The organism is Chryseobacterium carnipullorum (assembly GCF_900142785.1).
Lineage (GTDB): Bacteria > Bacteroidota > Bacteroidia > Flavobacteriales > Weeksellaceae > Chryseobacterium > Chryseobacterium carnipullorum.
In genome coordinates this window covers 18303-43829 of the sequence record NZ_FRCD01000013.1, presented here as the reverse complement: position 1 = coordinate 43829, position 25527 = coordinate 18303, and the positions used below count along the sequence as shown (strand labels likewise).

The 25527-nt window shown below is 38.1% G+C and carries 22 protein-coding genes and 1 pseudogene; 14 read left to right on the top strand and 9 right to left on the bottom strand.

All coding sequences use genetic code 11. From position 1 onward, the window contains the following. Nucleotides 1–81 precede the first annotated feature (81 nt). The 5 genes from BUC06_RS14925 to BUC06_RS14905 all read right to left on the bottom strand — a co-directional run bounded on the left by BUC06_RS14925 (nt 82) and on the right by BUC06_RS14905 (nt 5477). Nucleotides 82–1038 carry an N-acetylornithine carbamoyltransferase gene (locus BUC06_RS14925; protein ID WP_073334820.1) on the bottom strand — a complete coding sequence of 319 codons (957 nt, stop codon included), beginning with the start codon at nt 1036–1038 and terminating at the stop codon, nt 82–84. Nucleotides 1039–1245: 207 nt separating this feature from the next. Next, entirely contained in the window at nt 1246–2385 is a 1140-nt protein-coding gene (locus tag BUC06_RS14920; protein WP_073334819.1) for an aspartate aminotransferase family protein, read from the bottom strand. Nucleotides 2386–2671: 286 nt separating this feature from the next. After that, nucleotides 2672–3634, bottom strand: coding sequence for an N-acetyl-gamma-glutamyl-phosphate reductase (gene argC / locus BUC06_RS14915; protein ID WP_073334818.1), 963 nt, complete (start codon nt 3632–3634; stop codon nt 2672–2674). Between the two features lie 75 nt (nt 3635–3709). Beyond that, nucleotides 3710–4903: an argininosuccinate synthase gene (argG, locus tag BUC06_RS14910; RefSeq protein WP_073334817.1), complete on the bottom strand. Its 1194-nt coding sequence runs from the start codon at nt 4901–4903 to the stop codon at nt 3710–3712. Further along, nucleotides 4872–5477: a GNAT family N-acetyltransferase gene (locus BUC06_RS14905; RefSeq protein ID WP_083564089.1), complete on the bottom strand. Its 606-nt coding sequence runs from the start codon at nt 5475–5477 to the stop codon at nt 4872–4874. Before BUC06_RS14905 ends, argG begins: the two co-directional genes overlap by 32 nt. Nucleotides 5478–5637: 160 nt before the next feature. Between BUC06_RS14905 and BUC06_RS14900 the strand changes: the two genes are divergently transcribed. From BUC06_RS14900 to nhaA, 13 genes and pseudogenes are all read left to right on the top strand, one after another. Beyond that, nucleotides 5638–6054: an IS1/IS1595 family N-terminal zinc-binding domain-containing protein gene (locus BUC06_RS14900; RefSeq protein WP_073334816.1), complete on the top strand. Its 417-nt coding sequence runs from the start codon at nt 5638–5640 to the stop codon at nt 6052–6054. Between the two features lie 344 nt (nt 6055–6398). Next, complete coding sequence (locus BUC06_RS14895) at nt 6399–7778, top strand: porin (protein WP_073334815.1); 1380 nt, start codon at nt 6399–6401, stop codon at nt 7776–7778. A gap of 51 nt (nt 7779–7829) precedes the next feature. Beyond that, nucleotides 7830–9410: an MFS transporter gene (locus tag BUC06_RS14890; RefSeq protein WP_073334814.1), complete on the top strand. Its 1581-nt coding sequence runs from the start codon at nt 7830–7832 to the stop codon at nt 9408–9410. Between the two features lie 43 nt (nt 9411–9453). Continuing rightward, nucleotides 9454–9681 (top strand): DUF6814 family protein, encoded by a 228-nt coding sequence (locus BUC06_RS14885; RefSeq protein ID WP_073334813.1) that lies wholly within the window; start codon nt 9454–9456, stop codon nt 9679–9681. A 101-nt stretch (nt 9682–9782) separates the two neighbouring features. After that, nucleotides 9783–10241: a GNAT family N-acetyltransferase gene (locus tag BUC06_RS14880; RefSeq protein ID WP_073334812.1), complete on the top strand. Its 459-nt coding sequence runs from the start codon at nt 9783–9785 to the stop codon at nt 10239–10241. Nucleotides 10242–10243: 2 nt separating this feature from the next. Next, nucleotides 10244–10438 (top strand): hypothetical protein, encoded by a 195-nt coding sequence (locus tag BUC06_RS14875; RefSeq protein ID WP_073334811.1) that lies wholly within the window; start codon nt 10244–10246, stop codon nt 10436–10438. Beyond that, the gene (locus tag BUC06_RS14870) at nt 10431–13127 is read left to right on the top strand and encodes an ATP-binding protein (protein ID WP_073334810.1); all 2697 of its coding nucleotides are present in this window, start codon (nt 10431–10433) and stop codon (nt 13125–13127) included. The genes BUC06_RS14875 and BUC06_RS14870 overlap by 8 nt, the downstream gene beginning before the upstream one ends. 6 nt (nt 13128–13133) lie before the next feature. Beyond that, entirely contained in the window at nt 13134–13496 is a 363-nt protein-coding gene (locus BUC06_RS14865) for a response regulator transcription factor (protein WP_073334809.1), read from the top strand. A gap of 201 nt (nt 13497–13697) precedes the next feature. Continuing rightward, the gene (locus BUC06_RS14860) at nt 13698–15584 is read left to right on the top strand and encodes an AMP-binding protein (RefSeq protein WP_073334808.1); all 1887 of its coding nucleotides are present in this window, start codon (nt 13698–13700) and stop codon (nt 15582–15584) included. Nucleotides 15585–15641: 57 nt separating this feature from the next. Further along, nucleotides 15642–17552 (top strand): annotated as a pseudogene (acs, locus tag BUC06_RS14855) (acetate--CoA ligase); the annotation flags it as partial. A gap of 305 nt (nt 17553–17857) precedes the next feature. Then, nucleotides 17858–18223, top strand: a complete 366-nt coding sequence (locus tag BUC06_RS14850; protein WP_073334806.1) for a hypothetical protein — start codon at nt 17858–17860, stop codon at nt 18221–18223. Between the two features lie 110 nt (nt 18224–18333). Beyond that, a complete protein-coding gene (locus BUC06_RS14845; RefSeq protein WP_073334805.1) occupies nt 18334–20544 on the top strand; it encodes a RelA/SpoT family protein in 2211 nt (736 codons plus the stop codon). Nucleotides 20545–20546: 2 nt separating this feature from the next. After that, nucleotides 20547–21725: a Na+/H+ antiporter NhaA gene (nhaA, locus tag BUC06_RS14840; RefSeq protein ID WP_073334804.1), complete on the top strand. Its 1179-nt coding sequence runs from the start codon at nt 20547–20549 to the stop codon at nt 21723–21725. Here the strand turns inward: nhaA and BUC06_RS14835 are convergent. Further along, the gene (locus BUC06_RS14835) at nt 21722–22735 is read right to left on the bottom strand and encodes a YihY/virulence factor BrkB family protein (RefSeq protein WP_083564087.1); all 1014 of its coding nucleotides are present in this window, start codon (nt 22733–22735) and stop codon (nt 21722–21724) included. The two genes, nhaA and BUC06_RS14835, sit on opposite strands and share 4 nt — an antisense overlap. Before the next feature lie 350 nt (nt 22736–23085). Here BUC06_RS14835 and BUC06_RS14830 point away from each other — a divergent pair, with 350 nt between their 5' ends. Then, a complete protein-coding gene (locus BUC06_RS14830; protein ID WP_073334803.1) occupies nt 23086–23559 on the top strand; it encodes a 23S rRNA (pseudouridine(1915)-N(3))-methyltransferase RlmH in 474 nt (157 codons plus the stop codon). Between the two features lie 31 nt (nt 23560–23590). Here the strand turns inward: BUC06_RS14830 and BUC06_RS14825 are convergent, their stop codons facing one another. The 3 genes from BUC06_RS14825 to BUC06_RS14815 form a co-directional block, all read right to left on the bottom strand. After that, a complete protein-coding gene (locus tag BUC06_RS14825) occupies nt 23591–24046 on the bottom strand; it encodes a tRNA (cytidine(34)-2'-O)-methyltransferase (protein ID WP_073334802.1) in 456 nt (151 codons plus the stop codon). 105 nt (nt 24047–24151) lie between these two features. Next, complete coding sequence (locus BUC06_RS14820; protein WP_073334801.1) at nt 24152–24964, bottom strand: tetratricopeptide repeat protein; 813 nt, start codon at nt 24962–24964, stop codon at nt 24152–24154. After that, nucleotides 24961–25527, bottom strand: coding sequence for a phosphatase PAP2 family protein (locus BUC06_RS14815; RefSeq protein WP_073334800.1), 567 nt, complete (start codon nt 25525–25527; stop codon nt 24961–24963). The genes BUC06_RS14820 and BUC06_RS14815 overlap by 4 nt, the downstream gene beginning before the upstream one ends.

Genomic DNA, 25527 nt, shown 5'->3' with positions numbered 1-25527 from the left:
CTGTTGGAACTCTTTATCGGTTTATATTTTTATTGTCAGGACTGAATCCTATCCTTTTCTACATCGTTCCGCTAGGACTCTTTACGAATTTATTTCATTCAAAATCTCGCTGAAGACGGCTTGTGCAGAGAAAATTCTGTTTTTGGCCTGCTGATAGATAATGGAGTTTTCTCCGTCCATGACTTCATCACTTAATTCTACATTACGGCGAACAGGAAGGCAGTGCATTACTTTACCCTTATTTGTGTTTTTCAGTTTTTCTCCGGTCAGCATCCAGTTTTCTTTTACTTCCGGCATTGTTGCATATTCATCGAAGGAAGACCAGTTTTTGACATAGATAAAATCCGCATCTTTTAAAGCTTCATCCTGGTTATGGATCACTTTACTATCTTTTGTAAATTTCTTATCGAGATCATACCCTTCGGGATTAGCGATCACAAAATCAACATCCATTTCCTGCATCCATTCTGCAAAAGAATTTCCAACAGCCTGAGCAATCGGCTTGATGTGTGGTGCCCATGTTAAAACTACTTTCGGTTTGCGGTCCTCTTTCCAGTTTTCTGTAATGGTAATGCAATCTGCCAGACTTTGCAATGGGTGCCGCGTTGCCGATTCCAGAGAAATAACAGGCACTTTTGCATGCTGCTCAAACTGGCTTAAAATACTTTCATTAACATCGTCTTCTTTAGATTTCATTCCTGCAAAACAACGTACTGCTATGATATCACAATATTGATTGAGTACTTCTATCGCATCCTTGATGTGCTCAACGGTATCGCCATTCATTACGGCTCCGTCTGCAAATTCAAGATTCCAGGCTTCCTGGGCTGCATTTAAAGTCAGGACATTCAATCCCAAATTCTGTGCGGCGATCTGACTGCTTAAACGGGTTCTTAAGCTTGAATTTAGAAATACTAGCCCTATTGTTTTCCCTTTTCCTTTTTCTGTTTCGGAATGAGGATTTTCTTTAATTTGTAACGCTTTTTTTATAATTTCCTGTAAGTTTTTTACATCGTTTACAGAGGTGAATTTTTTCATTGGATATTTTTTTTAATTACTTGGATAATTTTAACCACAAAAGGCAGAAAAGTTTTCTTTTATTTAAAAACTTTAGAACACATAAGTAAGTTTAAAATGATGATACTTATTTAAGTTCACATAAGATGAAAATCAAGTGTTCTTCTTAAGCGCTTAGTCGTTTCTTTACATTGCTTAAGTGTTTATATCTTTTATGATTTTTGTGGTTTAAATCTTATCTAAAACTGTTTTTAAAGCACCGACAAAAAGATCTGTTTCTTCTTTGCTGATATTTAGAGCCGGAAGGATCCTCAATACGCTTTTGTCATTGGAATTTCCTGTAAAAATGTGATGATCGTACAATAGACTTTTCCTCACTTCTGCACAGTCCTGATCCAACTCTACTCCAATCATTAATCCTTTCCTTCGGATCGATTTGATATGCGGAAAATCTTTAATTTCGTTTTCAATATAATTACCCATTTTCTGAGCGTTTGTCATCAAATCTTCCTCTTTCATGACATCCAAAACCGCAATGGCTGCAGCACAGGCTAAGTGATTCCCTCCGAAAGTTGTTCCCAGCAAACCATTGCTTGCCTGAAACTTAGGATGTATCAAAACGCCACCGATTGGGAAGCCATTTCCCATTCCTTTCGCTGTCGTGATCATATCCGGTTCAATTCCAAATTCCTGATGAGCAAAGAAATATCCGCTTCTTCCGTATCCTGACTGAACTTCATCAAGAATCAATGCTGCATCATATTTTTCGCACAGTTCTTTAATTTTGGATAAAAATTCAAACGTTGGGATCATGATTCCACTAACTCCCTGAATTCCTTCTATGATCACCGATGAAATTTCATTTCCCTGTATTTCAAAGATTTCTTCAAGCTGCCTGATGTTGTTCCAATCAGATTTAATGAACCTCTCAGAGAAATTAACCGGAGCAACAATTTTTGGATTATCCGTCACAGAAACGGCCGCAGAAGTTCTTCCATGGAAAGATCCAGAGAAATAAAGCACTTTGCTTTTTCCGTTATGGAAAGACGCTAGCTTTAATGCATTTTCATTAGCTTCTGCTCCTGAGTTACACAGGAACAGATTGTAATCTTCATACCCCGAAAGCTTGCCTAATTTTTCAGCCAATTCAGTCTGCAACTCATTCTCAACAGAATTTGAATAGAAAGAAATTTTCTCCAGCTGCTCTTTCAATTGAGTTTGATAGTGCGGATGATTGTGTCCGATTGAAATCACTGCGTGACCTCCGTAAAAATCAAGATATTTTTCTCCTTTGTCATCCCAAAGGAATGAGCCCTGGGCTTTTACCGGATTTATATTGAATAATGGATATACGTTGAATAAATTCATTTTTTTGTTTTTAATTAATTTCTTTTGTCTTGAAACAAAAGAAACAAAAGTTCAAGACCTGGAAACTTCCGCTAAAAATTATTTCTGTTCTCTAAAAATTCTAAAACTTGCGCGAATTCGGCATCTGTTATTCGACTTAATATTTATCTCGCGCTTCAAACAGTAGAATTTTCTTAACGTTCACAGAATTAATTTTCTTAACGCTTCATTTTCCTAAGTCGAATATTTCGGTTTTTCAATTCACAATTGACTTATTGACTATTCACCTTATTAACCATTCACTTTTTTAAAATGCTATTGGTTTTAAGTTCAACCCCAGATTCTCTTCCCAGCCCATTGCTATATTCATGTTTTGAACGGCCTGTCCGGAAGCTCCTTTTAACAAATTGTCAATCGCTGAGTGAATAACCGCTACATTCCCACTCTTTTCTATGTGAATCACACAGCGATTGGTATTGACAACCTGCTTTAAATCAATTGCATTTTCACTTACCTTTACAAAAGGCTCCTTTTCATAAAAATCCTGATACAACTGAACCATATCTGAAAGTACTAATTCCGTTTTCACTGTAGAGCTGGTAAAAATTCCTCTTGCAAAATCTCCCCTCCAAGGAACAAAATTCAGACTAACCTCTTTATGATTCAATGAAACTAACTGCTGTAAAACCTCATCTACATGCTGATGCGTCAAAGTTTTATATGCTGAAATATTATCATTCCTCCAGGTAAAATGAGTGGTTGCCTGTAAAGACTGCCCCGCACCCGTTGAGCCTGTAATGCCTGTTGTGTACACTTCATTCAGTAAACCCTTTTCCGCTAATGGAAGAAGAGCAAGCTGAATAGCTGTTGCAAAACATCCCGGATTGGCAATACTTTTTGAGCCTGAAAGATTTTTTTTATTGATTTCAGGAAGTCCATAGATAAAATTTCTACTTCCAAAACTTCCATCCAAACGGAAATCATTCCCAAGATCAATGACTAAAGTGTCGTTTTTAACCGGATTTTGAGTTAACCAATTCTGGCTTTCTTTATGAGGAAGGCACAGAAATAAAATATCAACTTCTTCAGGTTGATCTGTTAAAACCTGCTCACAAACGGCCGTTAAATCCGGGTACAAATCTGAAATTTTTGTCCCCGGATTGGAACGGCTATATAAAAAACTCAATGACACATTGGGATGAAAAGCCAGTACACGAATCAATTCGCTTCCTGTGTAGCCGTTGGCACCTACAATTCCTACTTTTTTCATATTTTAATGATATGATGATGTTGATAATTGATAGGACTGCGTCCTATCCTGGATAAGCCTTTCCGTTGGAACTCTTTATTTTGAATTGATCTGATGGTATATGTTTAAGGAATTGCTTACAATTTTTGTATATCCTTTTACATCTTGTCCTGTCCATGCTCTGTTGGCTTCGCCATAGCTTCCGAATTTATCGGACATAAGATCATGCTTGGATTCAATCCCATTTAAAATAAATCTGTACGGATGAAGGGTTACAAATACTTTTCCGCTGACTGTTTCCTGAGAATCTGTTAAGAAAGACTCAATATTCCTCATCACCGGATCTAAGAAAAGCGCTTCATGAAGCCAGTTTCCATACCAGTCGGAAAGCTGGGACTTCATCATCTGCTGATATTTTGAAAGCGTATGTTTTTCCAATAAATGATGCGCTTTGATGATCACTGATGCAGCCGCTGCTTCAAATCCTACTCTTCCTTTAATCCCCACAATGGTATCTCCAACATGAATATCACGACCGATTCCATAAGCGGAAGCCAGTTCTTCAATTTTTTGAATCGCCTTCACAGAATGTTCAAAACTCTGTCCGTTTACCGCTACAACCTCACCGTTTTTAAACTCAATTTCGAGTTCTGAAGGCAGTGTTTCTTTAATTTGCGATGGAAAAGCTTCTTCCGGAAGATAATTTCGGGATGTTAATGTTTCCTTTCCTCCAACTGATGTTCCCCAAAGGCCTTTATTGACTGAATATTGTGCTTTGTGAAATTCCATTTCATACCCATGATTTTTCAGGAATTCAATTTCTTCTTCACGGGACAGACTCATATCGCGGATCGGCGTGATGATCTCTACTTCCGGACACATCACCTGGAAAATCAAATCAAAACGTACCTGATCATTTCCAGCTCCCGTACTTCCGTGAGCAATAGCATGAGCACCGGTCTCAATGGCATATTTTGCTATTTCCTTCGCCTGAACCGTACGCTCAGCACTTACAGATAATGGATACGTGTTGTTTTTCAGTACATTTCCGAAGATCAGATACTTCACACAAGAATTATAGTAATCTTCCTGAGCATCCACGCACCTGTATTCCTTCACCCCAAGTTGGAAGGCTTTTTTCTCCAGTTCTTTTTCTTCTTCTTTAGAAAAACCACCGGTATTTACAGTCACTGCATATACTTCATATCCCAGTGTTTCACTAAGATATTTAGCACAGTAAGAGGTATCCAAACCTCCGCTAAACGCTAAGATTACTTTCTTTTTCTCCATTATACTCATCAATTTCGGACTGCTGAATTTCAGTCCCGTTCACTTTATTATTATTTTCAGGAACGAAAAGCATCGCTGTACACAAACAGTTTTTACGTTCCTTTTTCATTAAAATCTCATAATTCACACAGTTCTTACACCCGCTCCAAAATTCTTCATCCTGAGTCAATTCAGAATAGATCACCGGCTTGTAACCCAGATCACTATTAATTTTCATGACGGCAAGTCCTGTGGTCAACCCAAATACCTTTGCATTGGGATATTTTTCTCTAGATAACTGGAAAACCTTATTCTTGATCAAAGTGGCTACTCCTCTGTTTCTGTAATTCGGAGATACAATAAGTCCTGAGTTGGCTACAAACTGACCGTGTGACCATGTCTCAATATAGCAGAAGCCAACCCATTCGCCATTTTCAGTGGCAACCACAGCATTACCATCCGAAATCTTTTTCGTTAAATATTCGATGGAACGTTTTGCGATCCCCGTTCCTCTGCGCTGTGCAGAATCATACATTTCCTGCTGTATTTCACTCACATACATGAGATGTTCGCATGAGGAAATTTCTATTTCCATTTATTTATCTAATTTTTTTGGCAAATTTAAAGCATAATAACTTTAAAAACCAAATTAAAAAGATATTTTTTTTGTTTAAATGAAATACACAGGTAATTTTATCTTTATCCAGAAATGTAACTTTGCTAAATTATTATATATTTGCTAAAAACATATAGCTATGGAAAACAAGTGTCCAAAATGCGGCGGCGACAAGATTGTCAAAAGCGGAATTATCAACGAAAAACAACGTTTTCTCTGCAAAGACTGCACGTATTATTTTACCGTTAAAAAAATGGGAAAACAGATCGATGACTACTATGTCACCAAAGCTCTCCAGCTGTATCTTGAAGGCTTAAGTTTTCGAGAAATAGAAAGGATTATCGGCGTTTCCCACGTCACGATCAGCTCCTGGATCAAGAAATACAACATCACAAGACCTCCTCATTCCGAATTCCACCCTGTCTATAAAATTCTAAAACAGAACGAATTAATTGAATATATCGCAAAAGAAGAAAATATCAAAAACTCCGGACTTATCATTACTCAGTTTGCGGATAAGTATATGCTGATTAAGTGGGAGAGGTTTAAGAAGTAGCTGAGATATTAGAGTCAAGAACCAAGAGCCAAGAGCCAAGATGCTAGACATCAGATTTCAGATTTCAAACATTAGGAGTGGTGGCTTCGGGAGCCTCAGCCACCAAGCACCTGTCATTTATTAATCAAAACTCAACTCACAACTTTCTCCTGACACATTCACTCTCCAACACTCAGGCTCTCTAACAATAAAACCCATAACTCAAATCTAGTAACTCTCAACTAAAAACCAGTTGGTTACAAAAAAAACTATACCATTACCACTAATATATATTAAATTTTTGTAAATAAATTATTAATTACAATTTGGCTTTCACAAAAAACAACGCCAAAAATTGATAATTTATGAAGAAATTACTTTCATTTATTGGATTAGCCCTAATAAGCAGTTCTTTATACGGACAGGGTTCTCCTGATTACGGAGGCGGATTAAAATTAAACCTCAATAATGAAGGAGATAAGTACATCAGATTTATATTATGGGACCAGTTCTGGCTCAGAAACACCCAAATGAACCCGGGAAGTATGGTGGGTGGAGAACCTGCCGAGAATTCCTGGAGCCTGGGAAACAGAAGATTGCGTGCTTTAATGTATGCCCAAATCTCTAAAAGATACATGATCCTTGCTCACTTTGGGATCAATAATCAAACCTTCATCAACGGCGGAGCTACAGGCACCACAGGAACAGGAGGTTACGGAAACGGCAAGAAACCTCAGCTTTTTTTTCATGATGCATGGAATGAGTACGCAGTTATTTTACCCGGAGAAGCGGGAAAATTCAGTTTATCTTTAGGAGCAGGCCTTCATTACTACATGGGACTTTCCCGGATGACGATGGCTTCAACTCTTAATTTTCTTACTGTGGACTCTCCTATTTTCTCATGGCCTTTAATTGATAATTCCGATCAATTCGCAAGACAACTCGGGATGTTCGCTAAAGGAAAGTATGGGAAACTGGAATACCGTTTCAGTTTAAACAAACCTTTCGCGACAGACCTGGTCCCTGTTAATGTTACAGATCCTTCAAGAGCTGCAGCTGTTGACAACAATGGAAATCCAAGCTTTTCTAAAGCCGGTTATGTTGAATACCAGTTTCTTGATGAAGAATCCAATACCCTTCCTTTCAAAGTGGGCTCGTATTTAGGAACCAAGAAAGTGTTCAATGTAGGTGCAGGTTTCTACCATCAGGCCGACGGAACAAGGACTTCAGTGAATTCCAATATCGAAAAACATGATATCACTCTTGTAGCAGTAGATGCTTTTGCTGATATTCCTTTGGGAAATGCGAAAAATAAAATGGCCGTTTCTGCTTATGCCGGATATTATAACTACAATTTCGGTCCTAACTACATAAGAAATCTGGGAACGATGAATATTGCCGCCAATGATCCCAATTTTGCAGGAAACAGAGCTATCGCGGGTCCCGGGAATCTACAACCGATGATAGGAACAGGCAATGTAGTGTATGCCCAAGCCGGATTACTGCTTCCAAGCAAGGCCGAAAAACCAAAGATCAGAATACAGCCTTTCGCGGCGTATACGCATAAAAGTTTTGAAGCATTCGACAAGTCGTCTTCACAATTCGATGTAGGTGCCAACTGGTTTATAGACGGCCATCATGCCAAGATTACTACGCAATATTCTACAAGACCGGTTTATACCAGCCCTACGGAAAGCCCTTCCTCAAAAGGTGAATTCATTGTACAGTTCCAGATTTACCTTTAAACCCAGGATGAACTCAATATCTTAATCCATTAACATCAAAAATCAATCAACATGAGCGACAATCACCACGAAAACTACGAGAATATGACCGAACGGCAGAAAAACCGCACCATCTGGAGCGTGATCACTGCCTCATCCCTCGGTACTCTGATAGAATGGTATGACTTTTATATTTTTGGAAGTTTAGCTATCGTTTTAGCGACGAAGTTTTTCCCTGCTGACAATCCTACTGCAGCATTTTTATCTACATTGGCTACTTTTGCAGCCGGGTTCGTTGTAAGACCTTTCGGAGCTTTGTTCTTCGGAAGATTAGGCGATATTATCGGAAGAAAATACACATTCCTTGTGACGCTTCTGATCATGGGATTTTCTACTTTCCTGATCGGGTGTATTCCGGGATACGAAACCATCGGATTCATGGCACCGGTTTTAGTTTTAATTTTAAGACTTTTACAAGGTTTAGCGTTGGGAGGAGAGTACGGAGGTGCTGCAACCTATGTCGCAGAATACGCGCAGCCACACAGAAGAGGATACTGGACATCATGGATTCAGACGACAGCCACTGCAGGACTTTTCATTTCATTAATCGTGATTTTAATTACTAAAAACACATTATCTGCTGCAGAATTTGATTCCTGGGGATGGAGAGTTCCTTTCTGGATTTCAATTTTAATGGTGGGAGTATCTTATTTCATCAGAAAAAATATGAAAGAATCTCCGCTTTTTGCAAAGGCTAAAAGTGAAGGAAAAACATCTAAAAACCCATTAAAAGAGAGTTTCGGGAATAAATTTAATTTCAAATTTGTTTTACTGGCACTGTTCGGTGCTGCCATGGGACAGGGGGTTATCTGGTATACCGGACAGTTCTACGCCATGAGCTTCCTGCAGAAAGTAATGAATATAGACTCCATGCAGGTTGATTATTTAATGGCTACTGCCCTATTAATGGGAACCCCATTCTTCGTATTTTTCGGCTGGCTCTCCGATAAAATCGGACGAAAAGCAATCATGATGACCGGTATGCTGGTTGCTATTCTAGCCTACAGGCCGATTTATGACAGCATGTATAAAAGTGTCAATATTGAAGCTAAAACGGTTGCAAGCGACGGAATCAAAGAGACAAGAAGTGCCGCCATTCATAAAGACATTGCATCAGACAGCTTAATTACTTTTCACAAAGAAACTACATACACAGACGGGACTTTCATTAAAAAAGACAGCATTGTACACTGGTCTGCAACTGGCCCTGTGATGAAAGACGGTAAAGCGGAAGAACCCAAAGTCACAAAATCAATCACGCTAAGCAATGATACAAGATGGTATCTGGTGTTTCTGGTTTTCATTCAGGTGATTTTTGTCACCATGGTTTACGGCCCTATCGCTGCTTTTCTTGTTGAAATGTTCCCGGTAAGGATCCGTTATACCTCGATGTCACTACCTTATCATATCGGAAACGGAGTATTCGGGGGACTTCTTCCGGCAGTGGCCACGTATCTTGTTACTCAGGGAAAAGATGCAGGACATCCAACGTGGTACCTGGAAGGACTCTGGTATCCGATTGGAGTAGCCGCAATCTGTTTAATCATCGGATTATTTTATCTTAAAAATAAGAATAATAATATTCACGATTAGATAGCAAATCACTTAATTTTTTACTAATTTTAAAACTACTAAAATGAACGGAATCAAAAAAATATTAGGTATACTCTGGATTGCAGTAGCCCTGGTGGTAGGATATTTCGGAACAACGGTTCTTGGAATTCCAAAAATCACTTCAGGAAAGCAGGAAGATCTGGTATTCGGGATCATCATCTTATTTGTACTGATGCCGATTATCTCTGGCGGACTGGCCATTTTCGGCTATTATTCGCTGACGGGAGAGTATTCGGACGATAAGATTTAAAATATTTCAAATGATAATTGATGAATGCTTTATAAGTCATTCATCAATTATTTTTAAATTAAAAAGAAAATACTGCATATAAAATTTACCTGTAGATAAAAATGAGTATCATAATTGAAGTAGTTAGACATCCCGCACTAGACAAAAGAGTTATTAATTTAATCAATAAATTAAATAGTTCTCTTATTGATATTTCTGGATGTGACGGAGCTAAAAGTGCCAATTTAGATGATTTTACTCAAGAAAAAGCTCGATTCATCATTGCTGTATGTGGAGAAGATGCTGTTGCTTGTGGAGGTATTCGTCCACTTTTTCCACAGACCTGTGAAATTAAAAGAATGTTCTCTACAGAAAAAAGAAAAGGATTAGGTCTGAAAATTCTCTCAGCACTCGAAATTACAGCTAAGCAATTAGATTACCAATATATCTACCTTGAAACCCGAAAGAACAATAAGAATGCTGTTTCATTTTACCTTAAAAACGGATATAAAATAATTGAAAACTACGGAATATACGTAGGGCGCGAAGAAGCTGTCTGCTTTGGTAAAGAACTATTATAGATATGAAAAAAAGACACGAACAAAAACTGATTATCCTGAGCATCGGACTGATGTTGGCTTTCAGCATCCCTATTTCACTGCTATTCAACAGTGAAAAAAATGTTTTTGGCTACCCAATGATTCTGATCTATCTGTTTGCGGTCTGGACGATCTCCATCATTATTTCTTTTGTAATCGTAAAAAAGTATGATGAGTAGCTTCGCATTATTTGTTGTGGTCTTAATCTATCTCGCTCTTTTGTTCTTAGTTGCCCATCTGGCAGAGAAGAAAAAGAGCAAGCGGTGGATCAATAATCCGTATATCTACGCCTTGTCTCTTGCCGTGTACTGCACAGCATGGACCTATTACGGAAGTATCGGCGTTGCAGCAACAAGCGGACTGAATTATCTTCCCATTTACATCGGACCGATTATGATCATTCCTGCATGGATCTACATCAATACGAAAATCGTAAGAATTTCCAGAATCAACAAAATCAGTAGTCTTGCGGACTTTATTTCCTTAAGATATGGAAACAGCAGAAGTTTCAGTGCGATAATCACAATCGTCTGCCTGCTGGCTATTGTTCCTTATATAGGACTTCAGATCAAAGCAATTTCCGAAACCTTTCATTTGGTGACGGAAACTTCAATGTCCAGCAATATACTGACTGACAACGCAACATTTGTCGTTATTCTGATTGCATTGTTCTCCTCCTATTATGGAACCAGATATGTGGATGCATCGGAAAAACGGTTAGGAATTATTTCAGCGATTGCTTTGGAGAGTTTTTTGAAGCTTTTTTTCATCATTATTCTTGGTATATTCGTTATTTACTTTGTATTTGATGGTTTTTCGGATATCTATGAGAAGGCCAGCCGATTTGAAGATTTCAAGGAAAAAAATACGTTCAACGGAATCGAGGGCGCAATGAACTGGATGGTTCTCTGCGTGATTTCCGCTACAGCCATTTGCATTCTTCCAAGACAGTTTCATACGGCCATCATCGAAAACAGACAGGAAAAGCACATCAAAACAGCCATCTGGTTTTTTCCGCTTTATTTACTGATCTTCACTATTTTTATTTTTCCTATTGCATGGGGCGGAAGACTTATTTTCGACGGACAGAATGTGAATCCGGAATTCTACTCTATTCTGATTCCGCAGCATTTTGACAATACTTTAATTACCGTTTTTGTATTCCTTGGCGGATTGAGTTCATGTATTTCCATGATCATTATTTCTGCAATCACTTTATCCATCATGCTTTCCAATAACCTTATCATTCCTTACGGTTTATTGGGAAAATTCAAATCTGACAATGAAGTTCAGAATACAAGAAATATTACCAACATCAGGAAATTCAGCATCTTCGCTCTGATCATCATGGCGTTTGTCTTTTATAAATATTTTATTCTGAAAACATCGCTGGATTCCGTAGGTTTGATCTCCTTTGTTGTCATTGCCCAGCTGGCTCCTTCTTTTTTCGGAGCGATATTCTGGAGGAGAGGAAGTTATAAGGGTGCTGTAGCAGGACTTCTTGCTGGATTGGCAATCTGCTACTTCGGGCTGATTATTCCCCAGTATTATTTTTCTTATAATCAGGAATTCAAAGGAGTTATCCGGGAAATATATGACGTTTTCGGATTTTTCAATATTTCTTTTTTAAGCAGTATCCCGGAAATCTTCTTCTGGTCGACGTTAGTCAATACCTCCCTTTTCACTATTATTTCCGTAAGCGTGAAGGGAAATTACAGGGAAAGAAATTTTGCAGAATTGTATGTAGATATTGATAAACACATCCAAAATCATGAGAACGCATTCATCTGGCGCGGAACCGCCTATGTATCAGACATTAAAAACATTCTGGAAAGGTTTTTGGGTAAAAATAAAACGGAGCAGGCTTTAAGGATTTTTAATTTGAAATATAATATCGATTCTAAAACCGAAACTGCAGATTCAAGGTTTATCAAATTTTCTGAAAATCTTCTGGCAGGGAGAATTGGAACTGCATCAGCAAAAATTCTGATTGAAGGGGTGACCAAAGAGGATAAAATATCTTTGAAGGAAGTTTTAAATATTTTAGAGGAATCTAAAGAAAATATTACACTCAATAAAAAACTGACAGAACAGTCTGAAGAATTACAAAAACTTTCTGATGATCTGAGGACAGCCAATGAAAACCTGATCGTTAAAGACCGCCAGAAAGATGACTTTTTAGATTCTGTTGCCCATGAATTAAGAACGCCTATCACCGCTATCCGTTCAGCAGGAGAAATTTTAGCGGACGACGATGACATTCCACTGGACATTAAACAGGAATTTTTAAATAATATCATCACAGAATCTGACAGACTGAGTGAAATTATCAATGATATTCTCTATCTGGATCAACTGCAACATGGAGACATTGCTTTAAACATCAAAGAAAATAACATTCTTGAAACGTATAAAAAAGCCTTAAACCCACTACTCCATCTGATCCAGCAGAAAGATATTCATTTAAGTGAAGTGAATCTTCTGAATCAATCTGTATTGGAGCACGATGAAGCAAGAATGATCCAGCTTTTCCAGAATATTTTGGGAAATGCTTTAAAATTCACAGATAAGCAGGGAACCATACAAACGAAATTATCTGAAAAAGACGGTCAGTTGATGATTACGATTTTCAATACCGGAAGGCATATTCCGGAAGAGGATCTGGAAATGATCTTTGACAAATTTTATCAGTCAAAAAATCAGAACATTCTGAAACCTACAGGAAGCGGACTCGGATTGGCTATTTCCAAGAAAATTGTACAGGCACACAGCGGTACGATAAGAGCAGAAAACAGCGGTCTTGGCGTAACCTTTACAATAAACATTCCCTACAATATAACAAAAAATGAAGTTGAACACAACCAATAACATTCTATGAGAAAGATAATTATTGCCGATGACGAACACAAGATATTAATGTCGCTTGAATACAGTTTTAAGAAAAATGGCTATGATGTGTATATCGCCAGAGACGGAACAGAAGTTCTTGATTTTCTTAAAACCATGGTTCCGGACGTCATCCTCCTGGACATTATGATGCCCAACCTGGATGGATACAGCGCTTTGGAAGCCATTAAAAAAGAGGAAAAACTGAAAGATACAAAAGTCATATTTCTGAGTGCTAAAAACAACCCCAGAGACATTGAAAAAGGAATAGAAATGGGAGCCGATGCTTATGTAACAAAACCATACTCTATTAAAAAACTGATGCAGCAGATTGAGGAGATGTTTGAGTAGGGAGATTTTAGATGCTAGACATCAGATTTCAGACACGTGATGTGAGACTTGAGACTTAAGAAATCCTTGGCAAGGTTTTGAACCTTGCCAAGGATAGGGAATTCAGACTTACAACTGAAATGTGAGACAGCAGATTGAAAACAAAACCCTGACCTTTCGTCTGTCCGCAAAAACAAAAAAACATGAAACACAAAAATTAATATGGACGCAGATATTCTGTTTAAACAAAGTATAGAAGATAAAGAACGTTTCTGGAAAGAACAAGCCAAAGAAATAGATTGGTTTCAGTTTCCGGAACAGATTCTTTCTCAAGATAAAAATGATTATCCGCAATGGTACGCCGACGGAAAGCTCAACATATGCCATCTCTGTATTGACCGGCATATTGAAGATGGTTATGGGGAGCAGACGGCTATTATTTATGACTCTCCTGTTACAGATCAGAAGAAAACGTACACTTTTAATCAGGCTAAAGAAGAAATTTCAAAATTTGCCGGAGGACTTGTATCATTGGGTTTAAAAAAAGGCGATACCGCTGTTATTTATATGCCTATGATTCCACAAACTCTTTTTGCGATGCTGGCCTGCGCAAGGATTGGAGTGATTCACAATGTTGTTTTTGGAGGTTTTGCCCCGCATGAACTGGTCGTGAGAATCGATGACTGTAAGCCAAAAGCATTAATCACCGCTACTGCAGGCGTAGAAATAGCGAGAAGAATTCCCTATTTACCACTGGTTGAAAAAGCTATTGAACTGGCACAGGATAAAGTAGACCAAATTATTGTTTACAACAGACAATTAGTAGATAATCAGCACGAAATGTTTGAGGGACTCATTGATTATGAAGAATTAGTTCAAAAATCAGAACCTGCAGATTGTATTTCAGTAGAATCTACTCATCCTTTGTATTTGCTTTACACGTCAGGAACCACTGGAAAACCAAAAGGAATTGTACGGGATACCGGAGGCTACGCAACTGCACTGAAGTTTTCCATGAAATACATTTATGGTGTAGAACCCGGCGAAACCTATTGGGCAGCATCTGATTTCGGATGGGCAGTCGGGCACAGTTTTAGCGTCTACGGACCGCTGATCAACCGGAATACAACAATTATTTTTGAAGGAAAACCTATTATGACCCCTGACGCCGGTACATTCTGGAGGATTATTTCGGAATATAAAGTTTCTACCATGTTTACAGCACCAACCGCCATCAGAGCCATTAAAAAAGAAGATCCGAACGGAGAATTAGTTAAAAAATATGATCTCTCCCACTTTAAAAAGCAGTTTCTGGCTGGTGAACGATGTGACGTGGCGACTTTGGATTGGTTTGCTGAACATATTGGAGTTCCGGCTATTGATCACTGGTGGCAAACAGAATCCGGATGGCCCATGCTAGGTCTAATGACTTTAGATGATCAGTATAAAATCAAAAGAGCGTCTGCCGGAAAACCTATTCCGGGATATGACATTAAAATCTTTGACGAAAATGGATATGAACTTGATGCTCATCAGGAAGGTTACCTTATCATCAAACTTCCACTTCCTCCCGGCGCGCTTTTAGGTATATGGAATGACAACGAACGTTTTCAGAGCAGCTATCTGTCCCAATACAAAGGGTATTATTTTTCCGGAGACGGTGCCATTCAGGATGAGGACGGTTATATTTTCATTACCGGAAGAGTTGACGATGTCATCAATGTAGCCGGACACCGACTATCCACTTCAGAAATGGAAGAAATCGTGTCGTCACATCCCGACGTTGCAGAATGCGCTGTGGTAGGCATCGATGACGAGCTGAAAGGACAGATTCCTTTTGCTGCGGTTGTGTTAAAAAATGGCTCTCCTATAACCGAAAAAGATGTAGAAAAGGATATTATCCGTATGGTTCGGGAGAAAATAGGCGCCGTGGCTTTTCTAAAAAACGCGATGGTTGTCAAACGTTTACCTAAAACACGTTCAGGAAAAATCTTAAGAAAATTGATCAGAACATTACTCGATGGGAAAGATTTTCAGATTCCGTCTACCATAGATGACGAAAAAATCATTGAAGAAATTCAGGAAAAAATCATTGAATACAGGGCTTAAGCCATAAATTAAACATATATTTAATATTAATAAAATTCAAATTTCAAAAAAAGAAGGGATATGAGAAATTACTTAATTGAAGATCTGCCACATTATTTTGAAGAGTACAAAAAGTCTATTAAAAATCCTAAAAAATTCTGGGATAAGATTGCTGATCAAAATTTTGTCTGGTACCAAAGATGGAGCAAGGTTGTTAAGTATGATATGAATGAAGCCAAAATCACTTGGTTTAAGAATGCGAAATTAAATATCACTAAAAACTGTATCGACAGACATCTTGCAGTAAGAGGAGAAAAAACAGCCATCATTTGGGAGCCCAACGACCCTAAAGAACAGGCACAACATATTTCCTACAATGAATTATACACGCGCGTCAATAAAACTGCCAATGTTTTGCGTGAAATGGGAATTGAAAAAGGCGACAGAGTCTGCATTTACCTTCCCATGATCCCGGAACTGGCGATAACGATGCTTGCGTGTGCTAAATTGGGCGCAGTGCATTCTGTAATCTTCGCAGGATTTTCAGCTTCAGCAGTAGCTTCAAGGGTAAACGACTGTCATGCTAAAATGATCATTACGTCAGATGGAAGCTACAGAGGAAATAAAGTTCTGGATTTGAAGAGCATTGTAGATGAAGCTGCGGAGAAAACACCAAGCATAGAATCTATTCTGGTCGTAAAAAGAACCCACAACGAGATCAAAATGAAAGAAGGCAGAGATCACTGGATGGCTGATCTTTATGAAAAAGCCTCCGCTGATTTCGTTACCGTGATCATGGATGCTGAAGATCCGCTTTTTATCCTGTACACCTCAGGTTCTACGGGGAAACCCAAAGGAATGCTTCACACTTCCGCAGGTTATATGGTGTATACCGCCTATACTTTTAAAAATGTATTTAACTACAAGGAAAATGACATCTACTGGTGTACAGCAGATATCGGCTGGATTACCGGACATTCCTATATTCTGTACGGGCCGCTTCTTAACGGAGCAACCACCGTAATTTTTGAAGGGGTGCCTACTTATCCTGAACCGGACCGTTTCTGGGAGGTTATCGAAAAACACAAGGTTACCCAGTTCTACACCGCACCGACGGCCATCCGTTCATTGGCCAAAGAAAGCTCGGAATGGGTTGACAAGCATGATCTCAGCACTTTGAAAGTGATTGGTTCTGTGGGTGAGCCTATCAATGAAGAGGCATGGCACTGGTTCAATGACCATGTCGGAAAGAAAAAATGTCCGGTCGTTGATACCTGGTGGCAGACAGAAACAGGAGGAATCATGATCTCACCGCTTCCTTTCGTTACCCCTACCAAACCTACCTATGCCACACTTCCACTTCCGGGAATTCAACCTGTATTAATGGATGATAAACGCAACGAAATTACCGGAAATCAGGTAACCGGAAATCTATGCATCCGTTTTCCATGGCCGGGAATTGCCAGAACTATCTGGGGCGACCATCAGCGATATAAAGAAACCTATTTTACAGCTTTCCCGGGGAAATATTTTACGGGTGACGGCGCATTGAGAGATGAAGTAGGATACTACAGAATTACGGGCCGTGTAGATGATGTAATTATTGTTTCCGGACATAATTTAGGAACAGCCCCTATTGAAGACAGCATCAACGAACATCCTGCTGTTGCAGAATCTGCGATTGTGGGTTATCCTCACGACATTAAAGGAAATGCCTTGTATGGTTTTGTGATCTTGAAAGAAACAGGAGAAGGCCGCGACAAGGAAAACCTTAAAAAGGAAATCAATCAGCTGATCTCAGATCAGATAGGACCTATTGCCAAACTGGATAAGATACAGTTTGTTTCCGGGCTTCCCAAAACACGTTCAGGGAAAATCATGCGTAGAATCCTGAGAAAAATTGCAGAAGGAGATTTCAGCAACTTTGGAGATATTTCTACTTTACTGAATCCTGAAATTGTGGAGGAAATTAAGAATGAAAAGATATAGATTAGATTTTTGAACAATACTGTAAAAACGGGCTTCGGTCCGTTTTTTTTTGTAAATAATGATACTTAAGAATGTGTATTTTATTCGCGCAGGTTTCAAGGATAATGCAAATTAATGAATAGAGATTATCGGTCTTTATGGAGTAGTACATCTTCATCAAATTCAAACAGGTGTTCAATAGATATCCTCAAACATTTTAACATAAAAATATAGACAAAACAGTAAAACGTAAATTTTAATAAATTATTACTAACAATATTAAAAAATATTTATTACCTTTAAGTATAATTTAAAAACCATTGCTTATGTCAAATATATTAGCTGGATTATTTGCACATCACAGCGATTACAAAAAGCTTGAAGCTGATCTGGAAAATTCAGGATTTGAAAATTCAGATTACATAGTATATGTTAATAACGACTCTGGTACCTCTCAGTATCTGGCGAGTGTTGCGGTAAAAGATAATAACCAAACTGACGGTGCTAAGAATGTTTTTAGCCAAAATTCAGTACTGAAGACCTATTTATTCGAGAATATGGGTATCGAAGAGGCCAATTATGATCACATCAGAAAATTTATCGATGCCAGAAACAGAGCAGAAATCCATAACAGCCCCGATGTAAAAATAAAGGCATCAAGCAGCGGTATGGATTCAGAAGTAAAATTCTGATAAAACATAAAATCTAATAACCGGAAATCCACAGATCGTTCTGTGGATTTTTTATGTATGAAAAGTTTAAAAATTTTCGTATTTTCGTTTAAATATAGGCATTAACACAAATGAGTTACGATTTAGAACAGGAAAACAAAGAGATCCTTGCCCGATATAAGGACTTGATTTCTAACACCTACAGAACTCTGGATGAGGAAAATAATAAACTCATCCGGAAAGCATTTGATATTGCATTGGATGCCCATAAGGATCAAAGGAGAAAATCCGGCGAGCCTTACATCTACCACCCCATTGCTGTTGCTAAAATTGTAGCAACTGAGATCGGACTTGGCGCTACATCAATAGCTTGTGCCCTGTTGCACGACGTTGTAGAAGATTCGGACTATACCTACGAAGATCTGAAAAAGATTTTTGGAGAAAAGATCGCCAACATTGTGAACGGACTCACAAAGATCTCTATCATGAATCATCAGAATATTTCTGTACAGTCTGAAAACTACAGGAAATTATTGCTGACGTTATCCGAAGATTTCAGAGTTATTCTGATCAAAATTGCCGACCGTCTTCATAATATGAGAACGCTGGAAAGCATGGCTCCGGACAAGCAGAAAAAAATTGCTTCAGAAACAGTATATATTTATGCCCCGATGGCTCACCGTCTGGGACTTTATAACATTAAATCAGAGCTTGAAGATCTTTCGTTAAAATACAACAATCCGGAAGTGTACAATGAGATCACGGAAAAGTTGGAATTAGCCAAAGAAAGCCGGGAACGATACATTGAAGAATTTAAGACTGAAGCTTCAGAAAGATTAAAAGAAGAAGGCTTAAATTTCACCATCAAAGGCCGTGCGAAAGCCATTTCTTCTATTTACAGAAAAATGCTTAAACAGGGCGTTTCTTTTGAGGAAGTCTTCGATAATTATGCCATCAGGATTATCTATAAATCGGATGCTAAAAATGAAAAATTCTTAGCCTGGAAAATCTATTCCATTGTAACGGATGTTTACCATAGTAACCCTTCAAGAATGAGAGACTGGATCACACAGCCCCGTTCTACAGGGTATGAAAGTCTTCATTTAACGGTACTTGGACCAGATAAAAAATGGATAGAAGTTCAGATCCGTTCGGAGAGAATGGATGAAATTGCAGAAAAAGGAGTTGCGGCCCACTACAAATATAAAGAAGGCTACAAACAGAGCTCCGATGACCGGAATTTTGAAAAATGGGTCACTGAGATCCGTGAAGTTCTTGAACAACAGCAAAACCTCTCGACCTCTGAACTATTAGATAATATTAAACTCAATTTATATTCTAAAGAAGTATTTGTATTTACTCCGAAAGGAGAAATTAAAATTCTTCCCACCAATGCCACAGCTCTGGATTTCGCTTTTTCCGTTCACTCTGATCTTGGAATGAAATGTCTTGGCGCTAAAATCAACGGAAAACTGGTCCCTATTTCATATGTTCTCCAAAATGGTGATCAGATCGATATTTTGTCTTCACAGAACCAGAAACCTAAGTCTGACTGGCTGGAGTTTGTAGTAACCTCCAAAGCGAAGTCTAAGATTAAAAGTTATCTGAATTCTCAGAAGAATCAGCTGGTAGAAGAAGGAAAAGAAATTCTTCAGAGAAAACTGCGACATGCAAAGATCAACTTTAACGATGAAGAGATCAACAAGCTTCAGAAATTCTTTAATTTAAAAACCTCTCAGGATCTGTTCCTGAAATTCCAGAGCAATGAACTGGATGTCAGCAGTCTGAGAAAATATATAGAAAGTAAAAATGTATTCAACAACTTACTTTCAAGGTTCAGAAAATCACCAACAAAAAATCAGCATTTTGAGGAGCCGAAAGAGCAAAACCTTGACATGATTATTTTCGGGAAGGATGAGGAAAAGCTCAACTACAGCTATGCGAAATGCTGTACGGTAATTCCCGGTGACAAAATTTTTGGATTTATTACCATTTCTGACGGTATCAAAGTCCACAGTGACAACTGCCCGAATGCCATCAATCTGAGAGCACAGTATGATTACCGTGTAATCCCAGCCAAGTGGGTGAATGCAGAGAGCTTTAAGAACAGAGTGAAGATCGAAATTGAAGGTCTTGACAGAATGGGAATGATCAACGATATTACAACCGTGATCAGCGGAAGCATGGGAATGGATATGAAAAGCATGTCTATAGAATCCAATAATGGTATTTTTACAGGAAATATCAATCTTGAAGTTAAAAACAAAGGTCAGCTTGAAGAAACATTTAAAAAACTTAAAAGCATCGACGGCGTTTCCATTGTGAGACGATTACAATCATAAACATGAATTTATCCTTATATTTTAAAAAATTTTTCAGCAGTAATCAGGCATCAGGAATTATACTTATTTTCTGTGTCCTTGTTTCATTATTAATCGCTAATTCGTCTGCAGGCGAAGGTTTTCAGAACTTTTTAGACAAAGAAGTCGGCACTCACCTTTTCCACCTTACCTATCCTGTCAGCATATGGATTAATGACGGACTGATGGCCGTTTTCTTCCTTTTGGTAGGGCTTGAGATCAAAAGAGAAATGGTAGAAGGCGAACTTTCTTCTTTCAAAAATGCTTCATTGCCTATTTTTGCAGCGGTTGGAGGAATGCTCGTTCCGGCCGTCATCTATACATTCTTCAACTCCGGAACAGAATATGGCAGTGGCTGGGGAATTCCCATGGCTACAGATATTGCTTTTTCATTGGCTATCATTTCGATGCTGGGCAAAAAGATTCCGAACTCCATTAAAATATTTCTCGCAGCATTGGCTATTGTAGATGATCTGGGTGCCATTCTGGTGATTGCTGTTTTTTATACCGAACAGATTCACTGGACTTATCTGTTGCTATCTTTTGGAACAGCGGCCTTATTGTTTTTACTCAATTTTTTAAAAGTTACCCGACTTATTTTTTATATTATTCCAGGATTGTTCTTATGGTATTTCCTGCATCATTCGGGAATCCATGCAACAATAGCGGGAGTTTTACTGGCCTTCTCAATTCCTACCAATGTGTCTACTGTAGAAATCTCCCCTCTTGAAAAACTTGAACATAGCCTTCATTTTCCGGTAAGCTTTCTCATCATGCCGATATTTGCTTTAACGAATACCAATATTGCTTTTACCAGTGAAATGGTAGCAGGAGTTACAAGTACGTTAGGTTTGGGTATTATCTGCGGGCTGGTGTTAGGAAAACTGGTCGGGATCAATCTGTTTTCTTTTATCGCCATCAAATTAAAACTAAGCTCACTGCCTCAAAACAGTACCTGGACCCAAATGGCCGGTGTTGGATTACTGGCAGGAATAGGATTCACCATGTCTATTTTTATTGCGCTGCTTTCCTTTAAAGATGATATTCCCATTCAGGACGAAGCTAAATTTGCGATTCTGATCGCGTCTTTCCTGGCAGCAGTCTTAGGATTTATCATATTAAGTATGAGTTCTAAAAAAGATATGAACGAAATAGAAAATTAATCTCTTTTCTTTTCTTCTATCTTTCTTCTGTGCTCCTCATCACTTTCCAGATTGGGTTCTGTAATCCTTGTTTGATAATGAACAGCTTCTCTTTTGATTTCGTCGGACATCAGTTTTTCTATCCTCAGCTTTCTGAGAGCCATGTTCAGTTCGTTTCCGAACAGGAGAAGATACACATTGACATTCACCCAAACCATCAGCAGGATCATGCTTCCAATGGATCCGTAAAGTACGTTATACCGGGCAATATCTTTCACATAGATCGCAAAGATAAAAGTGGTGAGAACAAATAAAACTGTGGTTAAAATAGCTCCGGGAACAGCCTGTCTGAATCTTGCTATTTTTACCGTTCCCAACCAGTAAAAAAGCGTGAGAAGAATAAAATAGAAAAGTGGAAAAGAAACAAATCCAATGATCTTGGAAAGGTTTTTTACGAGCCATGAAATATCGTAAGCTGGGGTAAAAAGTTTCATCACAACTTCCACATAATAGACTCCGAAAAGTGCCAGAAAAACAATGGTAATAAAGCCTATGGTGATAAAAAAGGAAAGAATGAATTCCTTTACATCTGTGAGTTTTTCATCTGAATTTTCATTGAATCCATTGATAAGGGAAAAAGTTCCGTTGGTTGCAAAAACCAGTGCAAGTACGATTGTCAGATTGCTGATCCCTTTCATATTCGGGATAATATTGGTTTCAATATAGCCTCTCACATCATTTTCCATATTAGAAGGAAAAACGTTGTGCATCAGAACTTCAAAAATATAAAACTGCAGCTTGTCATAATGCGGCATATAAGGCAAAACGGAAAGAAGAAAGAGAAGAAACGGAAAGAGACTGATGGTAAAGCTCCAGGAAATAGCGGCTGCTTTTCTCCCTATATTTCCTTTAAAAATGCCGGAAATATAGATCTGAAACATCTGCCATAATGATATTCCTAAAACAGGAATATGAATACCTTCAAAAAACTCTTGAATCTTCAAGATAAATCTGGGAACTTTTATACTCATCGATTTGGTGCATTTCACTTAAAAAAACAGCCTATTTTTATCTCCTTAACCGGAGAAACATTACCGCTTTTACCTAAGTCTTTGTACAAATATAAACATTTTATCCATCCTTTTTCCCATACCTGCCAGGCTAAAAAATGGCAATTATTGAACAGATCAGGAGCTCATAGGCTGCTCAACCAATAGAATCCATCCAAAATAAACAGATTTTAAAATTAAATGAGCAAAATATTAAAAACCTTAAAAATGAAAAGTGCTCCCTATTTTAACATTTCAGGTCCGGCTTTCATCCTTATTCATTTATTTTCACCTGTAAAATTGGTATCTTTGCCCTTTGAAATTTTCTACACATGCGAATCGGCTTACTTTGTATCGGCAAAACAGATGACAAAGAGATTACTTCTCTGATCAGTTATTATCTTACCAGACTTCCCAAACACTGGAATTTTGAAATCACTGAAATTCCTGATGTGAAAAATGCAAAAAATCTTTCGCCGGACCTTTTGAAGAAGGAAGAAGCAAAGCTGTTCTTCAATCATATTGATAAAAATGACCTGGTGGTAATTCTTGACGAAAAAGGAAAACAGTTCACCAGCCGCGAATTTGCCCAGAAAATTGATAACTGGATGAATTCATCAGTAAAAAAAGTCCATATCCTGATTGGAGGTGCCTATGGTTTTTCAGAAGAGATTTATAACAGAGCCAACGAAAAAATGTCATTATCTAAAATGACATTCACGCATCAGATGATCCGTTTATTTATTGTTGAACAGCTGTACCGGGCTGATCAGATTTTACAGGGGAAACCCTATCATAATGACTAAAATTACCGGTTTTCAAAACCGTAATTGACTGCTAACCCTTTACACCAATCTGCCTTTTGGCTTCACCAATGACAAATGCTACAGAATTGGCAATATTAAAGCTTCGGATTAATTTGGACATCGGAATGGTCAAATGATTTTGGAACTGATCCAGAACATCCTTACTCAACCCCACACTCTCTTTTCCAAAAACCAGCCAGTCGCCATCCTGAAAATCGTTTTCCAGATATGATTTTTCAGCATGGGAACTCATTAAGAAAACACGCGACGGATCAGGAATACTTTTTATCCACTCCTCCACATTGGCATATTCGGTAACATCAAGATGCACCCAATAATCCAGGCCGGATCTTTTCAGGTTCTTATCATTGATCACAAATCCAAACGGGTGAACCAAGTGCAATTTACTCTCTGTTCCTACACATAATCGTCCTATATTACCTGTATTGTTGGGTATTTCGGGTTCTACAAGAACAATATTCAACATCTCTATATCTTTATGGGGTTCAAAATAATTAAAACTGAGAATAAAATCTATTTAGTTTTATGGTTAAAATTGGTTTTCGCAAAAAAACGGACGATCAAAATAAGATTATTTTACCGTACATTTCGTATAATAATCTGCCAGCACCACTTTTTCATAGCCTAAACTTACTGCTTTATTAAGATTTTCACAGGCTTCCTTAGGTTTCGCCGTATCAAATAAAACCAGTGCTTTGGTAACATACGACTGCGCAAATTTAGGATCGATGGAAATTGCTTTGTTAACGTCTGTAAGGGCTTCCTTAGGCTTTTTCATTTTGAAATAAACGTCTGCCCTTCCATTATAAAGAAGTGATTCCGGTTTCTCGGAAATCAGCTGGTTGTAATCTTTTAAAGCGCCGTCCAGGTCACCGCTGTTTTTCTTCAGATTTGCCAGTCCTGTTTTTGCATAAATATTATCCGGAGCAAACGTAAGGATCTGCTTAAGGTCTTTAATCGCGAGCTCTTTTTTGCCCTGACTGTCGTAGATCTTGGAGCGGGTGAGGTAAAATTCGGGATTTTCAGAATCAATCGAAAGTCCTTTGGAAATATATTCCAACGCTTTTGTTTTGTTTCCTTTCTGACTGTTGAGCGAAGCAAGATTAGCATATACCGGAGCTGATAAAGGATTGGCTTTCAAAGCAAATTCATAAGATTTCAAAGCTAATGCCGTCTTTCCTAACCTTCTCTGAGCTGTACCAAGACTGTTGTAATATTCAGACTGATACTTTTGAATCTGTTCTTTTTCTGCCAGTTTGGTATATTGTTCTTCTGCACATTTATAGTCTGCTTTTTTAAAGCATTCTTCGGCTATTTTCTTATCCTGTGCGTAAAGACTGAATGAGGAGCATATTAATGCTGCGAGTAATAAAGTTTTTTTCATGAAGTTATAGTTTGTTTGTTGATGACTTTTTTGGCGAGTACTCCAAATATCACTCCCAATAAAGATCCAACAAACGCCCCCACCAAAATATCTATCGGGAAATGTACTCCTAAATATATTCGGCTGTAAGAAACTACTACAGCCCATACAAATATAGCATATGGAAACCAATTGAGCTTCTTTTTCAATAAAATACTTAAATAAGCGGCTAAAAAGAATGTGTTGGAAGCATGGGCAGAATAAAACCCGTATTGTCCTCCACATTTTACAATCCTCATATAATGTTCCAAACTGGGATCATGACATGGTCTGAGTCTGGCGACGCCGTATTTGAAAATACTGGCGAGCTGATCTGAAACGGTAGCTCCCAGAGCAATAAATATAAGGATGAAAACTAAAGATTTTAGTTTGTAATTTTTGTATAAAAAGTAAAGAAATATAATATACAGAGGCACCCAGATCCATGTACTGGAAATGAGCATCCACAGTTGGTCGAAAGAAGTATCGCCCAAATTATTAAGGTACAGAAATACCTTTTTATCTTCCTGAATGATCTCCTCCAT

What these genes read in the sequence shown, in the direction of transcription:
- BUC06_RS14925 (WP_073334820.1), bottom strand. Translation starts at nt 1,038, where the DNA reads ATGAAAAAATTCACCTCTGTAAACGATGTAAAAAACTTACAGGAAATT.
- BUC06_RS14920 (WP_073334819.1), bottom strand. Translation starts at nt 2,385, where the DNA reads ATGAATTTATTCAACGTATATCCATTATTCAATATAAATCCGGTAAAA.
- argC (WP_073334818.1), bottom strand. Translation starts at nt 3,634, where the DNA reads ATGAAAAAAGTAGGAATTGTAGGTGCCAACGGCTACACAGGAAGCGAA.
- argG (WP_073334817.1), bottom strand. Translation starts at nt 4,903, where the DNA reads ATGGAGAAAAAGAAAGTAATCTTAGCGTTTAGCGGAGGTTTGGATACC.
- BUC06_RS14905 (WP_083564089.1), bottom strand. Translation starts at nt 5,477, where the DNA reads ATGGAAATAGAAATTTCCTCATGCGAACATCTCATGTATGTGAGTGAA.
- BUC06_RS14900 (WP_073334816.1), top strand. Translation starts at nt 5,638, where the DNA reads ATGGAAAACAAGTGTCCAAAATGCGGCGGCGACAAGATTGTCAAAAGC.
- BUC06_RS14895 (WP_073334815.1), top strand. Translation starts at nt 6,399, where the DNA reads ATGAAGAAATTACTTTCATTTATTGGATTAGCCCTAATAAGCAGTTCT.
- BUC06_RS14890 (WP_073334814.1), top strand. Translation starts at nt 7,830, where the DNA reads ATGAGCGACAATCACCACGAAAACTACGAGAATATGACCGAACGGCAG.
- BUC06_RS14885 (WP_073334813.1), top strand. Translation starts at nt 9,454, where the DNA reads ATGAACGGAATCAAAAAAATATTAGGTATACTCTGGATTGCAGTAGCC.
- BUC06_RS14880 (WP_073334812.1), top strand. Translation starts at nt 9,783, where the DNA reads ATGAGTATCATAATTGAAGTAGTTAGACATCCCGCACTAGACAAAAGA.
- BUC06_RS14875 (WP_073334811.1), top strand. Translation starts at nt 10,244, where the DNA reads ATGAAAAAAAGACACGAACAAAAACTGATTATCCTGAGCATCGGACTG.
- BUC06_RS14870 (WP_073334810.1), top strand. Translation starts at nt 10,431, where the DNA reads ATGAGTAGCTTCGCATTATTTGTTGTGGTCTTAATCTATCTCGCTCTT.
- BUC06_RS14865 (WP_073334809.1), top strand. Translation starts at nt 13,134, where the DNA reads ATGAGAAAGATAATTATTGCCGATGACGAACACAAGATATTAATGTCG.
- BUC06_RS14860 (WP_073334808.1), top strand. Translation starts at nt 13,698, where the DNA reads ATGGACGCAGATATTCTGTTTAAACAAAGTATAGAAGATAAAGAACGT.
- BUC06_RS14850 (WP_073334806.1), top strand. Translation starts at nt 17,858, where the DNA reads ATGTCAAATATATTAGCTGGATTATTTGCACATCACAGCGATTACAAA.
- BUC06_RS14845 (WP_073334805.1), top strand. Translation starts at nt 18,334, where the DNA reads ATGAGTTACGATTTAGAACAGGAAAACAAAGAGATCCTTGCCCGATAT.
- nhaA (WP_073334804.1), top strand. Translation starts at nt 20,547, where the DNA reads ATGAATTTATCCTTATATTTTAAAAAATTTTTCAGCAGTAATCAGGCA.
- BUC06_RS14835 (WP_083564087.1), bottom strand. Translation starts at nt 22,735, where the DNA reads ATGAGTATAAAAGTTCCCAGATTTATCTTGAAGATTCAAGAGTTTTTT.
- BUC06_RS14830 (WP_073334803.1), top strand. Translation starts at nt 23,086, where the DNA reads ATGCGAATCGGCTTACTTTGTATCGGCAAAACAGATGACAAAGAGATT.
- BUC06_RS14825 (WP_073334802.1), bottom strand. Translation starts at nt 24,046, where the DNA reads ATGTTGAATATTGTTCTTGTAGAACCCGAAATACCCAACAATACAGGT.
- BUC06_RS14820 (WP_073334801.1), bottom strand. Translation starts at nt 24,964, where the DNA reads ATGAAAAAAACTTTATTACTCGCAGCATTAATATGCTCCTCATTCAGT.
- BUC06_RS14815 (WP_073334800.1), bottom strand. Translation starts at nt 25,527, where the DNA reads ATGGAGGAGATCATTCAGGAAGATAAAAAGGTATTTCTGTACCTTAAT.